At 41.7% G+C, this 16,300-nt stretch carries 16 protein-coding genes; all 16 read left to right on the plus strand.

From position 1 onward, the window contains the following. Window positions 1–2 precede the first annotated feature (2 nt). The 16 genes from flhB (at window position 3) to PHR02_RS01760 (ending at window position 16,263) form a co-directional block, all read left to right on the plus strand. On the plus strand, window positions 3–1,070 hold the full coding sequence (flhB, locus tag PHR02_RS01685; RefSeq protein WP_299988012.1) for a flagellar biosynthesis protein FlhB: 1,068 nt from the start codon (window positions 3–5) through the stop codon (window positions 1,068–1,070). Next, a complete protein-coding gene (locus tag PHR02_RS01690) occupies window positions 1,070–2,197 on the plus strand; it encodes a cache domain-containing protein (RefSeq protein WP_299988015.1) in 1,128 nt (375 codons plus the stop codon). The genes flhB and PHR02_RS01690 overlap by 1 nt, the downstream gene beginning before the upstream one ends. Next, a complete protein-coding gene (locus tag PHR02_RS01695; protein ID WP_299988018.1) occupies window positions 2,194–2,847 on the plus strand; it encodes a response regulator transcription factor in 654 nt (217 codons plus the stop codon). Before PHR02_RS01690 ends, PHR02_RS01695 begins: the two co-directional genes overlap by 4 nt. Continuing rightward, window positions 2,837–4,003, plus strand: coding sequence for a HAMP domain-containing sensor histidine kinase (locus tag PHR02_RS01700; protein WP_299988021.1), 1,167 nt, complete (start codon window positions 2,837–2,839; stop codon window positions 4,001–4,003). Before PHR02_RS01695 ends, PHR02_RS01700 begins: the two co-directional genes overlap by 11 nt. Window positions 4,004–4,078: 75 nt before the next feature. Then, the gene (gene soxX / locus PHR02_RS01705) at window positions 4,079–4,600 is read left to right on the plus strand and encodes a sulfur oxidation c-type cytochrome SoxX (protein WP_299988024.1); all 522 of its coding nucleotides are present in this window, start codon (window positions 4,079–4,081) and stop codon (window positions 4,598–4,600) included. Between the two features lie 14 nt (window positions 4,601–4,614). Continuing rightward, entirely contained in the window at window positions 4,615–5,085 is a 471-nt protein-coding gene (gene soxY / locus PHR02_RS01710) for a thiosulfate oxidation carrier protein SoxY (RefSeq protein WP_299988027.1), read from the plus strand. A gap of 50 nt (window positions 5,086–5,135) precedes the next feature. Next, window positions 5,136–5,462, plus strand: a complete 327-nt coding sequence (gene soxZ, locus PHR02_RS01715) for a thiosulfate oxidation carrier complex protein SoxZ (protein ID WP_299988030.1) — start codon at window positions 5,136–5,138, stop codon at window positions 5,460–5,462. 3 nt (window positions 5,463–5,465) lie between these two features. After that, on the plus strand, window positions 5,466–6,239 hold the full coding sequence (gene soxA / locus PHR02_RS01720) for a sulfur oxidation c-type cytochrome SoxA (protein ID WP_299988033.1): 774 nt from the start codon (window positions 5,466–5,468) through the stop codon (window positions 6,237–6,239). Window positions 6,240–6,249: 10 nt separating this feature from the next. Beyond that, window positions 6,250–8,016: a thiosulfohydrolase SoxB gene (soxB, locus tag PHR02_RS01725; protein ID WP_299988036.1), complete on the plus strand. Its 1,767-nt coding sequence runs from the start codon at window positions 6,250–6,252 to the stop codon at window positions 8,014–8,016. Window positions 8,017–8,120: 104 nt separating this feature from the next. After that, window positions 8,121–9,608, plus strand: coding sequence for an OprD family outer membrane porin (locus PHR02_RS01730; RefSeq protein WP_299988039.1), 1,488 nt, complete (start codon window positions 8,121–8,123; stop codon window positions 9,606–9,608). 10 nt (window positions 9,609–9,618) lie between these two features. Further along, window positions 9,619–10,524 carry an MBL fold metallo-hydrolase gene (locus PHR02_RS01735; protein WP_299988042.1) on the plus strand — a complete coding sequence of 302 codons (906 nt, stop codon included), beginning with the start codon at window positions 9,619–9,621 and terminating at the stop codon, window positions 10,522–10,524. 2 nt (window positions 10,525–10,526) lie between these two features. Then, window positions 10,527–10,961: a DsrE family protein gene (locus tag PHR02_RS01740; protein ID WP_299988045.1), complete on the plus strand. Its 435-nt coding sequence runs from the start codon at window positions 10,527–10,529 to the stop codon at window positions 10,959–10,961. Between the two features lie 9 nt (window positions 10,962–10,970). Then, window positions 10,971–11,870, plus strand: a complete 900-nt coding sequence (locus tag PHR02_RS01745) for a DUF302 domain-containing protein (RefSeq protein WP_299988048.1) — start codon at window positions 10,971–10,973, stop codon at window positions 11,868–11,870. Window positions 11,871–11,934: 64 nt separating this feature from the next. Continuing rightward, on the plus strand, window positions 11,935–13,920 hold the full coding sequence (locus tag PHR02_RS01750) for a diguanylate cyclase (protein ID WP_299988051.1): 1,986 nt from the start codon (window positions 11,935–11,937) through the stop codon (window positions 13,918–13,920). Window positions 13,921–13,963: 43 nt separating this feature from the next. Beyond that, window positions 13,964–14,896 (plus strand): DHH family phosphoesterase, encoded by a 933-nt coding sequence (locus PHR02_RS01755; protein ID WP_299988054.1) that lies wholly within the window; start codon window positions 13,964–13,966, stop codon window positions 14,894–14,896. After that, window positions 14,893–16,263 carry a M23 family metallopeptidase gene (locus PHR02_RS01760; RefSeq protein ID WP_299988057.1) on the plus strand — a complete coding sequence of 457 codons (1,371 nt, stop codon included), beginning with the start codon at window positions 14,893–14,895 and terminating at the stop codon, window positions 16,261–16,263. Before PHR02_RS01755 ends, PHR02_RS01760 begins: the two co-directional genes overlap by 4 nt. Window positions 16,264–16,300 lie beyond the last annotated feature (37 nt).

Here is a 16,300-nt window from a genome sequence, read left to right on the forward strand (position 1 = left end):
AAGTGGCTGACGATACAGAAAAGACGGAAGAACCCACCTCCAAGAAACTTTCTGATGCCAGAATAGACGGTAACGTCCCTAAAAGTCAAGATGTAGCCGGAGTTGTTGTTTTATTTGTTGCTATTTTGTCTTTAATCATGATGTTTACGTTTATTGCTGATCGAATGTTGGGTCTTACGCGCTATTATTTTTCCATACTGAATGAACCGGTAACACGGGAGGGAATGATGGATCTTGCGTTTGTCACTTTTAAAGAGACATTGGTGATGACAGTTCCTTTTGCACTTATTATTGCGATTGCCGGAGTGGCCGGAAATGTTTCTCAATTTGGGTTTAATTTTACCACCAAGCCTCTGGTACCTAATTTTTCGAAATTGAATCCCATTAAAGGGCTTGCTAATTTGTTCACTCTCCAAAAAGCCCTAGAATCTCTTAAAATTACTTTTAAATCGTTTACAGCGTTGGGAATAGGGCTGATCTTTTTTTGGTACTTCATCGAAGAGCTGCCGACGGTTGCCCTGTTTACGTTGCAAGATCAAATGGGGTGGTTGCGGGATAAAGCGATTATCTTAGCATCGGTAATGCTCGTGATTATCTTTATTTATGCCATTATCGATCTGTTCTTAACCCGTAAAAATTATTTTGATAAACTCAAAATGTCAAAGCAAGAGGTAAAAGATGAGATGAAAAATATGGAGGGGGATCCGCATATCAAGGCAAAAATTCGACAAATTCAGTTTCAGGCTGCCAGAAAGCGGATGATGTCCTCGGTTCCCACTGCGGATGTGGTTATCACGAATCCGACCCATTATGCGGTAGCAATCGTTTATGATGAGACGAAACATAACGCTCCTGTCGTTGTGGCAAAAGGGGTCGATAATGTTGCTATCCAGATCAAAAAAATAGCCCGTGAAAATGGGGTTCATATTGTTCAAAATCCACCGCTTGCACGATCATTGTATGCTGAGGTAGAGATTGATCGAGCGATTCCGGATATGCTGTTTGCTGCTGTTGCGGAAGTGTTGGCATACGTCTATAAAATGGGTAAAAAACGGAAGGAACATAGCTAATGGATCGCTGGTTTCAACTTTTTGCGGATAAAAAAATAATCGCCGGAATCTTTTTGGCCATTATGGTCATTTTAGGTGCACTTCTTTTTTATCTCGAAAAAAAGGTGACCTCCCAAACGCTTGAACGTCTAAGTGATCAACTCTCCACAGCACTCAATAATCAATTGGAAAAAGAGCACTCTACTGCATTGCGTTTTGCTCTTATTCTAGGACAAAATAGCGCTTTAAGCGATGCCTTGGAACAAGAAGATGAGGATAAAGGTTTTGATATCCTCTCTGAGGTGATGGAGTCGATTAAACTGCATACCGATGTGTTAATTCGCTCTCAGATTATTACCGCTGATTATGTTATTTTTGCCCGCAGCTGGGATAACTCGTATGCAGGGATGCCTCTGGATTTTCATCGTCCCGATCTTCTCTATTTTCAAACCCATAAAAAGCCTCGTTCAGCGATAGAGGTGGGGCGCAAGCTGGGGGTAAAAGCGACCGTTCCGGTATATCATAATGAGAAAATGATCGGGTTCGTCGAAGTAGTCTCTTTTTTTGAGTCGACACAGGAATATTTTGATCGTTTGGGAATTGATATGTATATATTGATGGAGGATCGATTTTATGAAACGGCTGTTTTCATGCAGGAAAACCCTTCTATCGGAAAAGAGTACATTTTAGCCAATCCAAAATATACCCAAAGTGATTTGAAGCTTTTAAACGGGATTGATTTTAAAGCACTCAAAACGGCGCGTCTCCTTTTTAGCGGAGGGCGTTATCTGTTTTATGAACCGATGAAAAATGGAGAAGGGGAGACAATCGGAGCCTTTGTTTTTTCCCTCACCCAAAAGCAGATAACGACGTATGCTCACTCAGATGAAGAGGATATTTCATTCTTAATCCATCTCTCTCGAAATGAGCTTTACAATATTACGGTCAAAAAAACACTCGAAGATGCACAGTTCCAAAGTGTTTATGACAAAGAACTGTTGTATCTAAAAGATGTGGTGGCGCCTGAAGATCGCGAGCTTTATTTAGAAGAAGCACGTGAGAGGCTGAATGCCTATTCTAAAGAAGAGCTGATCGGTATTATGCTCGATTATAAGGTGACCAATGAGATCAAAGGGGAGATCAGGTGAGAGTATTAATACTGGAAGATGAATACATGCTTCGTGTAAGCATCACAGAATTTCTAGAGGAATTAGGCTTTGAAGTTAGCGGATTTTCTAATGGTGAGAAGGCATTCGATGCGATTTATGAGACCCATTTTGACCTCTATCTTCTAGATGTCAATGTTCCGGGGATGAATGGATTTGAGCTTTTGCGGACATTGCGTAAAGAAGGAAATAAAACTCCTGCCATTTTTCTCACTTCGATGGTCAATGTCAACGATTTGCAAGAGGGATATAAATCGGGATGTTGTGACTATATTCGTAAACCGTTCGATCTCACCGAATTGCAAATACGGATCATGCACGCACTCAAAAGCCATTATCATGACGGTGAAAACAAAATTGATTTTGGTTCAGAACTGATCTATGATACTGAAAATTTTACCCTAACGCACGCCGGTGAGAACATTGCACTGAGTAAAACCGAAAAAGAGATTTTTACCGTCTTACTCAAACATACGAATCAAATTGTATCAGTAGAGATGTTTCAAGACGAGATTTGGGGTGAATACGTTGATCCTGCCAATATCCGTGTACAGATTAACAATCTGCGTAAAAAACTCCCGCTAGAGATTATCCAAAACAGACGTGGGCAGGGATACATCATTGAACGATAATCGCTACGCCCTTAAAAACGCTTTTTTATATACGATGCTAGTGGCCGTTTTACTCCTTGTCCCAACCTATCTCTATGTTACCTATATGAAATATGTTTATGAGATTCAGTATGAGTTTAAACTAAAAAAGCAATCGCATCTTATCCTCCGAGCGATGGAAGAATTCGACCCTAAAGAAAAACAAGTTTTTGATTATCCGAGATTTCGCTCGTTTCAATCCGGTTTGTACGACATCCATTTTAATCCAATTTTTACCCTTGTAAAATCTGAAGTGAAGATGCAGAAAACCGGTTATTATATTGAAGGGGGGTATGCCTATTTGGTGGTTTCTCTCCCTGAGAGACGCTATTTTGATGCTTCTTATTTGGTGGTAGGCGGAGAGATTTCGTATGCACGTATTTATCAGGACGTTGTCATGATTTTGCTCTCTATCGCCGCGCTCATCTTTATTTTGTCTCTTTATTTTTTAGACCGTTTTGCTTTGCCGTTTCAGAGGATTAACCAACGGTTGGATCAATTTATAAAAGACTCGATGCACGAGATTAACACCCCGCTTTCTATTATCAACGTCAATATCGATCTATACCATCGTGCCAATCCGACTAATAAATATCTTCAACGGATTAAAGCGGCAACGAAAACATTGGCAACACTCTATAACGATATGGATTACTTGATTAAAAATGAACGGTTGGCATTTGACTATGAGTCTATTAATATCAGTATGTACGTTCAAGAGCGGTGTGATTATTTTCATGAAGTGGCTGCGCTTAAAAATATCACCATTATCCCTCAGATTACTGAAAACATTGTGATCCATTTTAATCCGACACAGTTGCAGCGTATTATCGATAACAATATTTCAAACGCGATCAAATATTCTCATGAAGAGGGAATCATTGAGGTGATCTTGGAGCAATTTGAGGATCATTGTACCCTCCGTTTCCGAGATAACGGAGTCGGCATTGAAGATGTAAACCGTATTTTTGAGCGTTACTACCGTGAAAACAGGGATAAAGGGGGATTTGGAATCGGTCTTAATATCGTCAAGTCGATTATCGATAAGGCGGGGATTGAGCTTCAAATCGACTCAACGTATGGAGAGGGAAGTACCTTTTCGTACACCTTTTACCCACCACTTTACACTATGATGTAAATTTTTACTTTTTTTACATTAATTTTACACTCCTACTTTACAATACTCCTCGAAATAAGAATTCAAGGAGAGCTAATGCGAAAAGTGATTATGCTAGGATTTGCGACTTTTTTAAGTGCAGCCGATTTATCGCAGGTGATTGAGACCCCGGATGCGACGGCTATTTTGAAAAAAGATGCCTTGCCTGTTGCAAAAGCGTATACGATGCCTGAGGGATGTGTCAGCAGTGATCCTAAAGCAATCGCTCGTGGACAATACATTTTTCATACTCTAAATGGAAAAGATGCCAAAGAGAATCCGCCGGAGGGGTTAACACGACTACTTCCAAACGGAAAGTCAAAACAAATGGGTAACTGTGTGGCCTGTCATAACATCGAGGGTGCAAAAGGGTATGGCAATATCGGACCGGATTTGACGAAGTACAAAGAGCTCTACATGGACAGTGGCGTTCGAAACGCACAGTTTATGTACCAAAAAATTGCTGATCCGCGTTTGGATAATCCAAAATCGGCAATGACGGTGAATCTTGCAAACGGCCTTATGAATGAGCGCGAAGTGTGTGATTTAGTATCGTACATTGTTGCAGATAAAAAATAAACAAAGGAAATATTATGGAAAGAAGATCATTTTTAAAAGGTTTTGGAGCGGTAGCAGCATGTGCGGTAGCTCTTCCTCATGTTGCAAGTGCGGCAGAAGAGAAAAAATCAGCCAGTCCGATGGCGATGAATTTTGAGACGGCAGTAGCGGCGATTACCGGTGGTAAAGCGTTGGTTGCTTCAGCAAAAGTAAAAATGGAAGCTCCTGAAATCGCCGAAAATGGTGCAGTTGTTCCAGTAAAAGTAACCGTTGAGAGCCCAATGAGTGCTAATGATTATGTAAAAGCGATTCATATCCTCGCGTCTAAAAATGGAAATGTTCGTTGTGCGAATATCTACTTGACTCCGGCTAACGGTGAAGCGTTCTTCGGTACCCGCATTAAACTTGGTGGAACTCAAGATGTAGTAGCCATCGCAGAGATGAGTGACGGATCGTTCCTCACCGCTAAGCAAAACGTAAAAGTAACCATCGGCGGATGTGGTTGATTTAGATTCAACGTCATAGTAATAACAACGAAATAATAAGGATAATAAAAATGAAAACACTGATCAAAATCAAACCGAAAAATTACAAAGCAGGCGATATCGTAAAAATCGATTTTATGGCGATGCACCCGATGGAAACAGGAATGCGTAAAGATAAAGATACAGGCAATTTGATCCCTGCAAACTATATCGATGAAGTGAAATTTATGTTCAACGATACTTTGATTACCAAAATGGTGATTTGGGAGTCATTGTCGGTTAATCCATTAATGTCTATCAGTTTCAAAGTACCAGGTGAGGGAACATTGAAAGTTATCGCCAAAGATAACAAAGGGCAAAGTGTCGAAACGACTAGTGCCATTAATCCAAAAGGATAAACGATGCGTACTTTATCAATTACGGCCGCATTGATTTGTTTGGCTTTTTTGGGAACAGCGAATGCGGAAGAAAAGCTCAGTATGTCAGATGCTGATAAAGCGATGTATGCGGAGCTTTTAGAAAACAACCCGGCTGAGATGGATGTGGCTGAAGGGGAACAACTCTTTGGTGAGCTGATAGGAACAGCGGGTTATGCCAAAATGTTGGGTGTTAAAGAGAAAGATTTACCGAAATACATCGCTGGTTTCCCCCGTTACTTAGAACCTGCTAAAAAAGTAGTGACGTTGGCACAGACTATTCAAATGGCAGCAGCTGCAAATGAAAAACCGGTACCTAAGCTTGAGAGTAAAGAGATGGTAAAAATGTCTGCGTATGTAAAATCAATCGCAAACGGACAAAAAACCTCTATCGATGTAAAAGCAAACAAACATATGGTTGAGATGATGAAACTCGGTCAGCAAGTGTTTGAAGAGCGTCGCGGTGGACGCGGACTATCGTGCAACAACTGTCACAGTATGGATATCGTCGGTCAGCGTTTGCGTATGCAACCGCTACCGGATTTAGGGGCAAAAGAGACCGCAGCGGCGGGAACATGGCCAGCATACCGTATGACCCAAAGTCAAATGGTAACGTTGGATAAGCGTATGCAGCAATGTATGAAAAATGCGCTCCTTGCAGAAATTCCACTCGGATCACGTGAGATCGTAGCATTGGAAGTATACGTTACCAATAAAACCAAAGGGAACCCTATCAGTGTCCCTAGCGTGAAACGTTAAGGACTGAATTATGGATTTATCACGAAGAGATTTTTTCCATATTGCTGCCGCTTTAGGGATCGGGATACCGACTCTATCATCAGCAGCATCTGCACCTAAACGTGCTGATGAAGTGGGATTAAAAGATATTTACGGATTCAATGCCAAAGGGAATGTGACCATTTTGCATATCTGTGATATGCATGCTCACATCAAACCGTTGTACTGGAGAGAGCCATCGACACTTATTTCTGCTCCGAATCTCACCGGAACTCCGGGCTTTTTGTGCGGAGAGTCATTTTTGAAGCATTACGGGATGAAGGGCAAGACTCTTGATGCCTATTTCGATACCTTTATGAACTTTGACGCATTAGCCTCTAAGTTTGGAAAAATGGGGGGGATTTCACACATGAAAACCCTCATCAACCATATCAAAAAAGAGCGCGGAGCCGATAATGTGATGCTTCTCGATTCGGGTGATACATGGCAAGGGACGGGCGTCGCCCTCAAAACGGGCGGTGAAGCGATCGTCAAAGCGCAAAACTATCTCGGTGTCGACGTAATGGTCGGGCACTGGGAATTTACCTATGGCAAAACACGGGTTAAAGAGCTGATCGAGATGCTCAACGCAAAATTCATTTCCCAAAATATTATCGGGGATGATTCGTTTGTCGATGATTTTGAAGAACTTATTTTTGAACCGTATACGATCATGGAACGCGGCGGTGCGAAGATCGGTATTATCGGTCAATCGTTTCCATTTACCTCTACCGCAAACCCGAAAGAGTTTACCCAAGGGTGGAGTTTCGGTTTGCGTCTCGATACCCTTCAAACGTATGTTGATAAACTGCGTAAAGAGGAAAAAGTGGATTGTGTCGTGGTTCTATCGCATGACGGTTTCAGCGTTGACCAAGAGGTTGCCCGTCAAGTCAAAGGGATCGATTTTATTCTCAGCGGACACACCCATGATCCATCACCGCGTCCGACCGTCATCAACGGCACGGTGATCGTTATCGCGGGGAGCCACGGTAAATATATAGGACGCCTCGATATCGATATCCAAAACCATAAGGTCAAAGGGTATGAGTACAAACTGATCCCCGTTGCGTCCAACTTGATTCCGGCTGACCCTGAGGGTGAAGCGTTGGTCAAAGAGTTGTATTCACCATATGATTCCGAACTCTCGGAAGTGTTGGGGATCACGAAATCGACGTTGTTTAAGCGCGATACGTTCCACTCGACCTTTGATCAGTTGATCAACGATTCAATCATCGATGCGATGGATTCGGACATCTCGTTTACTCCGGGATACCGCTGGGGGACTACGGTTCTCGGCGGTGACAAAATCACGATGGACGATGTCTACGATATGACAGCGATCACTTATCCGAACGTCTATACGTTTGAGCTAACGGGTCTTCATATACGTACATTGCTCGAAGATATTGCGGATAACGTTTTTAACGCTAACCCGCTTTATCAGCAAGGGGGCGATATGAGTCGTCTCGGCGGTGTGACCTATGAGATTCGTGTTGGAGCGGTAAGTGGTAAACGTATCACCAACATCATGGTGGGAGGAAAACCTCTCAATGATACTAAAGTCTATAAAGTCTCTTCATGGGGCGGTAACCTGCAAAATGCGGGAAGCAATCTTAAAGATTCGTTAACGCGTCCGGTTTACGATGTAACTGCAGCGTATATCCGTCGTCAGAAAAATGTTAATATTAGCGGTAACAGTAATGTGAAACTGATGGATTATGATTGCGGATGTCCGAAAAAAGGTTCCAGAAGCTGTTAAAGACTAAAATCTGCCCCATAAGGGGCAAGCTTTAGTGCCTTAGCGGCTAGCGTAGCCAAAGGGATTTTATTCCTTTGGCGTTCAAATCAAAATAGGAGTTAGGAATGAAATTAGTAAAACTTAGTATCGTAGCAGCAGCTACTTGTTTATTGGCAACGTCAGCGCATGCGCTTAAATCAGAAGATCGTACGGTAAAAGGTAATTACCAAGTAGAATATACCAAAGCGCCGGGTGCGGTAAACTCGATTCAAGAGATGTTTACCGAGGGTGAAGTCTATGGACGTCTCCGTTCGAATATGTTTTGGTGGGATTGGGACAATGAAAATAATGCTGTTCAAGACAACAACATGTGGGGACTTGGCGGTAGTTTGGTTTATAAAACAGGTTTTTTCCACGGTTTAGGTGCAACAGTAGGCTTTTATGGAACGATTCCAATGCATCCTGATAATACCCTAGCTACTCCGGGAACCAATTATGGAAAAGCGGGTAAAGATACGTATCACACACGTCCTGATGGAACGGAAGGGGCTATGGGGAATTTTGCTGAAGCGTATTTAGAATACAAAACCGGTAAAACCAATGTGAAAGTAGGTCGTCAAGGGATTGATAGCATGATGCTAGCAACCAACGATACAAAAATGATTCCGAACACATTTGAAGCAGCGGTTATTGAAAATAAAGATATTCCAAATACGTCTATTCGTGCTGGATATATCATGGCTCAAAAATTGCGTGATCACCAAAGCTTTCACAGTCTAATTGCATTTAATAATGACACAAGTAAAGTATATGGAAATGATGATTCAGGTGTTCACAAGGGATTAAAAAATACAGCGATTAGAGCAAAGGGAGCTGATATTGATCCTGAAATGGTATTGATTACAGCTCAGAATACCTCTATCCCAAATTTGAAACTCAATGCAGAGTATGTGGGATTAAACGATTTTTTCAGTACAGCTATTGCAGAAGCAAACTATAAAATTAAACTGAATGATGCATGGACATTGACTCCAGGTATTCGTTACCTGAAACAAATGGATGATGGTGCGGGTAAAATCGGTGGAGCATCTTTAGCTGGTACGGTAACGGCTGCAAATGCTGCTTCAAAAGGATATACAACAGGTGATAGTGTAGACGGAAGCATCATTATGGCACGTTTGGTGGCAGCAAGTGGACCATTAGAACTCTCAGCAGGATACTCTAAAATTTCTGACGATGCCGACATTATTGCCCCATGGCGTGGATTCCCGACAGGTGGATACACCCGTTCAATGGCACAAGTAGACTGGATCGCGAACACGAAAAACTGGGCTGTAAAAGCTGTTTATGATTTTGGAAAAGCGGGTATGGTACCAGGATTCAAAGTAGCGGCTGATTATGAAAATATGAATTTTGACGATGCAAAAGCAGCTACAAGCGGTTTTACTGATCGTGATATTTTCCACGTCGATATGTGGAAAACATTTAAAGAAGTGCCAAATACTGAGTTTAAATTCCGTTTTGCAACCATTGATGCTGATCCGGCTGTAGGTGCTACAGTGGATTATAACTCATACAACGAATACCGTTTCGAAATTAACTACCTCTTCTAAAGGCTGAGCGATGAAAACGTTGTTAGGAATTTTATTATTAACGGCCACGAGTTTGAGCGCGTACGATTACGCCCTTAAACCGGTACGTGTTAGCTCGGATGTTCACTGTTTTTTTGGGAAACCCGAGATTATGGATAAAACTAACAACGGCAACATCGTCAACAGTTGTTACATCGATGCAGGTGAGGGGTACGTCGTCGTTGACACCGGTCCCTCGTATTCGTATGCCGAGTCCGCCTATAAAGCGATGAAAAAAATCAAATCCCTCCCCGTTAAACTCGTTATCAACACCCATATCCATGATGATCATTGGTTGGGAAACAACTATTTTACCGAGCAGGGAATCCGTGTTTTAGGGACCGATGATTTTAAAGTAAACGCGGATATGAGTGAACCGACCCGGATGCAAACGTATATCTCTAGCGAAGCGTATGCTAAAACGAAACCCACTTTGCCGAGTGAGATGATCAGCAGCGATACGACGCTTAACATAGGTAATCAAACATTAGAGCTTAAAATCGCAAAACACAAAGCACATACCGCTAAAGATATGGTGGTTTTCTTGCCGAAATCCAAAGTATTGATAGCGGCTGATTTGGTATTCAATGATCGACTTCCTTCCGTGCGCGGTGGCGATATTAATGGGTGGCTCACCGCTTTGGATGATTTGGATAAATTGGGTGCGGTACATGTGATTGGTGGACATGGAAATCGAACCGATAAAGATGCGGCACGTATGACACGAGAATATTTTACTCAGATGCGTAACGAAATCCGTTCGGCAATCGCTGAGGGGTTGGGGATCGATGATACGATCAAAAAAGTGACGATGGAAAGTTACCAACAATACAAGCTGTATGAAGGGACTCATCGACATAACGTTGAGGCATCTTATCGGGTATTAGAATGGGAGTGATGATGAAACGATTACTAGTTTTGGGATTTTGTTTTTCTGCTCTTGCCTTTGGTGATGTCCGTTTTGCTCAGCCTGAACCCTCGATCGATAAACCGCGTGAGGTGGTAATGGGAATCAGTGCCGGTGACAATGAATCGATCCATCACGGTCTTAGTACCGCGAACAATGTTCTCAAATTCTATGGACCTGAAAAGATCCATTTACGGATCGTCGCCTACTATCACGGTATCCGCACATTGCTAAAAAGTGAAAAAGAGATTGCGGTGCGAGTACGTGCATTGCAGCAATACGGTGTCGAATTTGTCGCGTGCGGTAACACGATGGAGACGAAAAAAATCACACAGGATCAACTGATCGAAGACGTCGAGATCGTCAGTGCAGGGATCGCTGAAGTGATCGAGCGCGCCACCGAGGGCGCATTTTATATTCAACCTTAGGAGTCAAGCATGAAAATTCTTATTATTACAGTGTTAGCGGGATTTTTGTCCCTTTTTGGCGGTGATCTTCACCTTTTTAGTGTTTCGAATACAGAAGGCAAGCTTAATGCAGGAGTGGTCGAAAAGGCACTTGAAGCGAACGGTTTTGTCATATCGGCAAATACTGAAATGAATGAGCCGTTCAAAAAACAGTTCGGACAAAGTGATTTTGCACAGTTTAATCTTTTGACCGCTTATCATAAAATTCACTCAGAAGCATTGGTAACATCAAATCCGGATGGAGGAATTTTCGTTCCGATGGGATTTGGCGTCTATCAACGCAATGGAGAAAAAGAGCTTCATGTATCGATTTTGAGTGCTGAAGCGATGGCTAAAATCGCTGGATTTAAAGCAGCTGAATTCGCACTGATCGAAAAAGAAGCGATAGCATCGATTAAAAAAGCATTGCCGAACGTAAAAGTATCCATGAGCGAAACATCACTCCCTTCCGAGGGAGCATTGCTTAGCCGCTATGTTAAAGAGAGCAGTAAAGAGAGCTGGTCAAGTGATAAAGAAGAGACTGAGATGATGATCGAAGACGGTCTGAAACCGGCAGGATTTGTGATGTCTAACTTTACTGATTATAACTTTAGCCTTGGGGAAAAAAGTCCGTTTGATTTTTACGACACTTACTCTATTTGTAAATTAAAAGTAATTTATACCGTAGCCAAAACACGTCCGGAAGCGGCAGCGTTCGCCCCGTGTACTTTGATGGTGTATAAGAAAAAAGATGCGAATGAAATCGTTATGGGATTCCCAGGGGTATACAACTGGATGAGCAGTGCACGTGTCAGTGATCCTGAGGGAAAAGCGGTATTGATGCAGGCACAAAAAGATTTTGAAGCGGTTTTACAATCGACAATAGAATAAGATAGCATAGCTTAACAATAATTTTAGGGATGTGGCTCTATACTTTTTATTATAAAGGTGTGGCATGTTGTTCAGATATGTTTTAATACTATTTTTTACCGCTTTTTATACGGTTATTGTTGCCGCTTCTGTACCTGATACAGGAAAAAAAGAGGCTGTAATCGGCGTTTTGGCATTCCGTTCAAAAGCCGATACCCTCACTGAATGGCAGCCCTTAGCCATCTACCTTAATAGCAAAATTCCTTCCCATCACTTTAGTATACGTCCTCTCAGTTACGCTGAATTTAATGAAGCTGCTGCATCTGATAAACTCGATTTTATGTTTAGTAACCCAGAACACTATATTTATCTCTCAGCCAAATTTGGCGCTAGCCGTATGGCGACATTAATCCGAGCAAATGTCGGTGACAGAGAGTTAACCGAGTTTGGTGGGGTTATTATCGCTCGTTCGGATCGGAAAGATATTCAACAACTAAACGATTTAAAGGGAAAAGAGATTGTAGCCGTTGATGAACTTTCTTTGGGCGGCTATTTGGCTCAGAGAGCTGTATTGCAAGAGAACGGTATCGATATAACTAAAGAATCAACTATCCAATATACCGATATGCCTCATGATAAAGTTGTTTATATCGTCGAAAGCGGCTCGGCAGATGTAGGATTTATCCGCACCGGTGTATTGGAGAAAATGGCTAAAGAGGGAAAAATTAATTACCATGATTTCAAAATAATCCATCCGATGAGAAACTTTCCGCAGGCTCTCTCTACGCCACTTTATCCAGAGTGGCCTTTTGCTGCTTCCAAACATACAGAACGGGTTTTGGCTAATCAAGTCGGTGTGGCACTACTCAATTTACCCTATGGATCTGAGATAACCAAGAGTGCAGGGTATTACGGATGGAATATTCCTCTCACGTACGAAGGTATACGTACATTGATGCAAACACTTCGGATTAAACCCTATGACGCGGCTCCCGCTTTTTCGCTCCAAGACGTTATCCAAAAATATGCCTTAGTTGTTATCTTGTTATTGAGTGTCGTGATTACTTTATTGATTTTTTTAACAACCGGGATGAGACACTTAGCCAATACATTGCGTTTAAAATCAGACTCCTTAGAAAAACAGATATCGATTGTTCAAGAGACTGAAAAATATTTGCGCCGAGCTGCAAATGTTTTTCACAACTCACGGGAAGGGATTATTATTACGGACCCTCAAAAAGTAATTATTGATGTCAACGAAGCTTTTTGTGAATTGACGGGGTATGATCGTGATGAGGTGATAGGGCAAAAACCGATTCTTTTACGATCAGGGATGCATGATAAGCAATTCTATGAAAAACTTGATGATGCGATAGTGACTCACGGTTCATGGCGAGGAGAGATTTGGAACCGCAAAAAAAGTGGTGAGCGCTACGCTGAATTTTTACGAATTGATGCGGTACGTGACGGAGAAGGTGCAATAGAAAATTATATTGGGATTTTTAGTGATATTACCGAACATCTCAAACGCCAAGAGCAACTGCATCATATGGCGAATTACGATCCGTTGACTAATCTCCCTAACCGCCATCTTTTTATGACCTTGGCAGAGCAAATATTATCATTTTCCAAACGTAAAAATACGAAAGCGGTTATCTCCTTTTTGGATTTGGATGGGTTTAAGCAGGTTAATGACCTTTATGGACATGCGATCGGAGACCGTGTATTAAAAGAGGTAGCGGACAGGTTAGGAAAACAGCTTCGTCAAAGTGATGCGATAGCACGTATCGGTGGGGATGAATTTGTAGTTATTTTTAGCGATATTGATACTCTTGAAGATGTTCAACCCCTATTTGAACGTATGTTAAAAACTCTGAAAGAGCCATTTTCGGTTAATGAAAATGTTATAACGATCGGGGCGAGTATCGGAGCTTCACTTTATCCTGATCATGGAGAAGAGGTCGAGATGCTGGTACGTCATGCCGATGCAGCAATGTACCGTTCCAAAGAGAATGGACGAAACCAAGTAACCTACTTCGATCAAGAAAAAATGGGGAGAGACGTGTTATAATCACCATATTTCCGCCTGAAATATAGGCACTTTTAGAGTATTTATGCCTTTATCCCTGATTAATTCTTCGCACCATATTGTTCTAATCGCCCATACCAACCCAGATGCCGATTCACTGGGTTCTGCATGTGCTTTTTACTCTTATCTTATCCGTTTCCAAAAAAAAGTGACATTATTTTGTGTTTCTAAGGAGATCAATCCTAATTTAGGATTTTTGCCGTGGTTTGAGAAATTGACAGACCGTTTCCCTGATGATGCTGATTGTATGATTAGCTTTGATTGTGGGAGTTATGGGCGTTTGGGAATTGAAAAAGAGATACCCCTGATCAATATTGATCATCATGTGAGTAATGACTTTTACGGAACACTCAATATCATCAATACGGACGCGATAAGCACAACTGAAGTCGTTTATGACTTTTTTGTTACTAATGATATAAAAATCAATGGTAAAATGGCACTTTCGCTTTATGCGGGACTTTTGGATGATTCTCGGTGTTTTAGCGATCCAGAATGTTCGCTGAAAACGTTTGATCTTGCGCATGCATTGATAAAGTCTGGAGCCGACCATTCACGGTGTGTTGAGTGGCTTTATCAACGCCGTTCACTTGCATCCATTCGTGTTCGCAGTGTGTTGTTAAAAGAGATGAAACTGCTTGCGGATGGGCGATTAGCCGTTTTTGAAGTTCCCCTGTCTCTTTTAGAAGAGACGGGTGCCATCATAAGCGAATGTAAAAAAGTATTGGATGAAGCACTCGGAATACGGAGTGTTCACGCTTCTATTATCTTTTTTGAACATCCTCTCGGGGGCTTAAAAGTTTCATTGCGGAGTAATGGAACGCTGGATGCTTCACGAATAATGGGGTTGTTTGGTGGTGGCGGACATGTTAAGCGTGCAGGTACACGATTAAAACAGAAGAATTATTCAGAATTAGTAGAGAACATAATGAGTGTGATAACAAAGGAGTTTGTGTGAGAAGAGGCCGAAACAATTCGGGAGTTATAGGATGGATATTAGCGGCAGTGGTAGTGGGTGCCATAGGATTTATGGCGTTTTCACCATCGTTTGAGCGAGAAGATCCAAAAGTGACATTAAGTCATGACGGATATTGGAATTTTAAAGATCCTATTAGCGTTTCGGTAGAAGATAAAAGTGGATTAAAATCGTTCAAGGCAACGATTGCTACACCACACGAAGAGTGGGTTGTCGTCGAAGAAAACAGACCATCATCTAAAGTGAAAAACACATTTTCGGTTCTCCCTCCAAAAGGGGTTCGCCGTGTTGAAGCAGCTTCGGTAACGCTCAAAATTGAAGCAACAGATAATAGCTTGTGGGGTCTTTTTATGGGTAATACCTATAAAGAAGAGATTACATTGGTGATTGATCAGCGTCGTCCGCTACTCGCGATTATCGCGAACTCTTATAAAATTCAAAAAGGTGGAGCGGCAATTGTTATTTTCAAAGCCGAAGATGCTCACCTAAAAAGTTTGAAAATCGAGACCAATTTCGGTAAAACCTTTATTGCGCAACCGTTTATGAAAGAGGGATATTACGCCTCTTTAGTAGCATGGCCGGTACAAGAGCAAACCTTTAGTGCAACCGTTGTCGCCCGTGACCATGCCGGAAATGAAACCAAAAATGCAATTCCTCTTCGTTTAAAAGACCATGTTTATCGCGTCTCGAATATTGAACTTAGTGATGCCTTTTTAGACGGTAAAATTGCAGAGTTGGCCAACGTTTACGAACAAACGGCTGGAGTAGATGATCGTTTGGAACAATTTCGTATTATCAACGAAAAAGTACGTGCTGATAATGAAAAAGTAATTCATGAAGTAACTTCAAAAGTATCGAAGAATATCATTACAGAGTTTACACCTGAACCTTTTTACCCCTTGGTAAACGGTCAAAAAGTTGCAGACTTTGGAGATCATCGCATTTATAGCTATAAAGGGCAGGAAAATATCTCCAATGCATACCACATGGGACTTGATTTGGCGAGCGTTTCGATGGGAGCGATTAAAGCCTCCAATGGTGGGAAAGTTGTTTTTTCTCAAGAGAATGGAATTTACGGAAACTTACCAATTATAGATCATGGTTTTGGACTCTATACGTTGTATGGACACTGTTCTGATGTCCATGTTCAAGAGGGAGATGTTGCCGCACTAGGACAACAAATTGCAAAAACAGGCCTCAGTGGTTATGCTATGGGAGATCATCTCCATTTTGGTGTTTTGGTTCAAGGAATTGAGGTTCGTCCTGAAGAATGGATGGATACAAAGTGGATTTATGACAATATTACCAGTGTTATTGAAAGTGCAAAATTCACAATTAATCAACGCTAAAACCGATATAATTAACTTTTAAATAATTTTTGTTTGA

Origin of the sequence: Sulfuricurvum sp., assembly GCF_028688295.1 — a bacterium.
Classification (GTDB): Bacteria; Campylobacterota; Campylobacteria; order Campylobacterales; family Sulfurimonadaceae; genus Sulfuricurvum.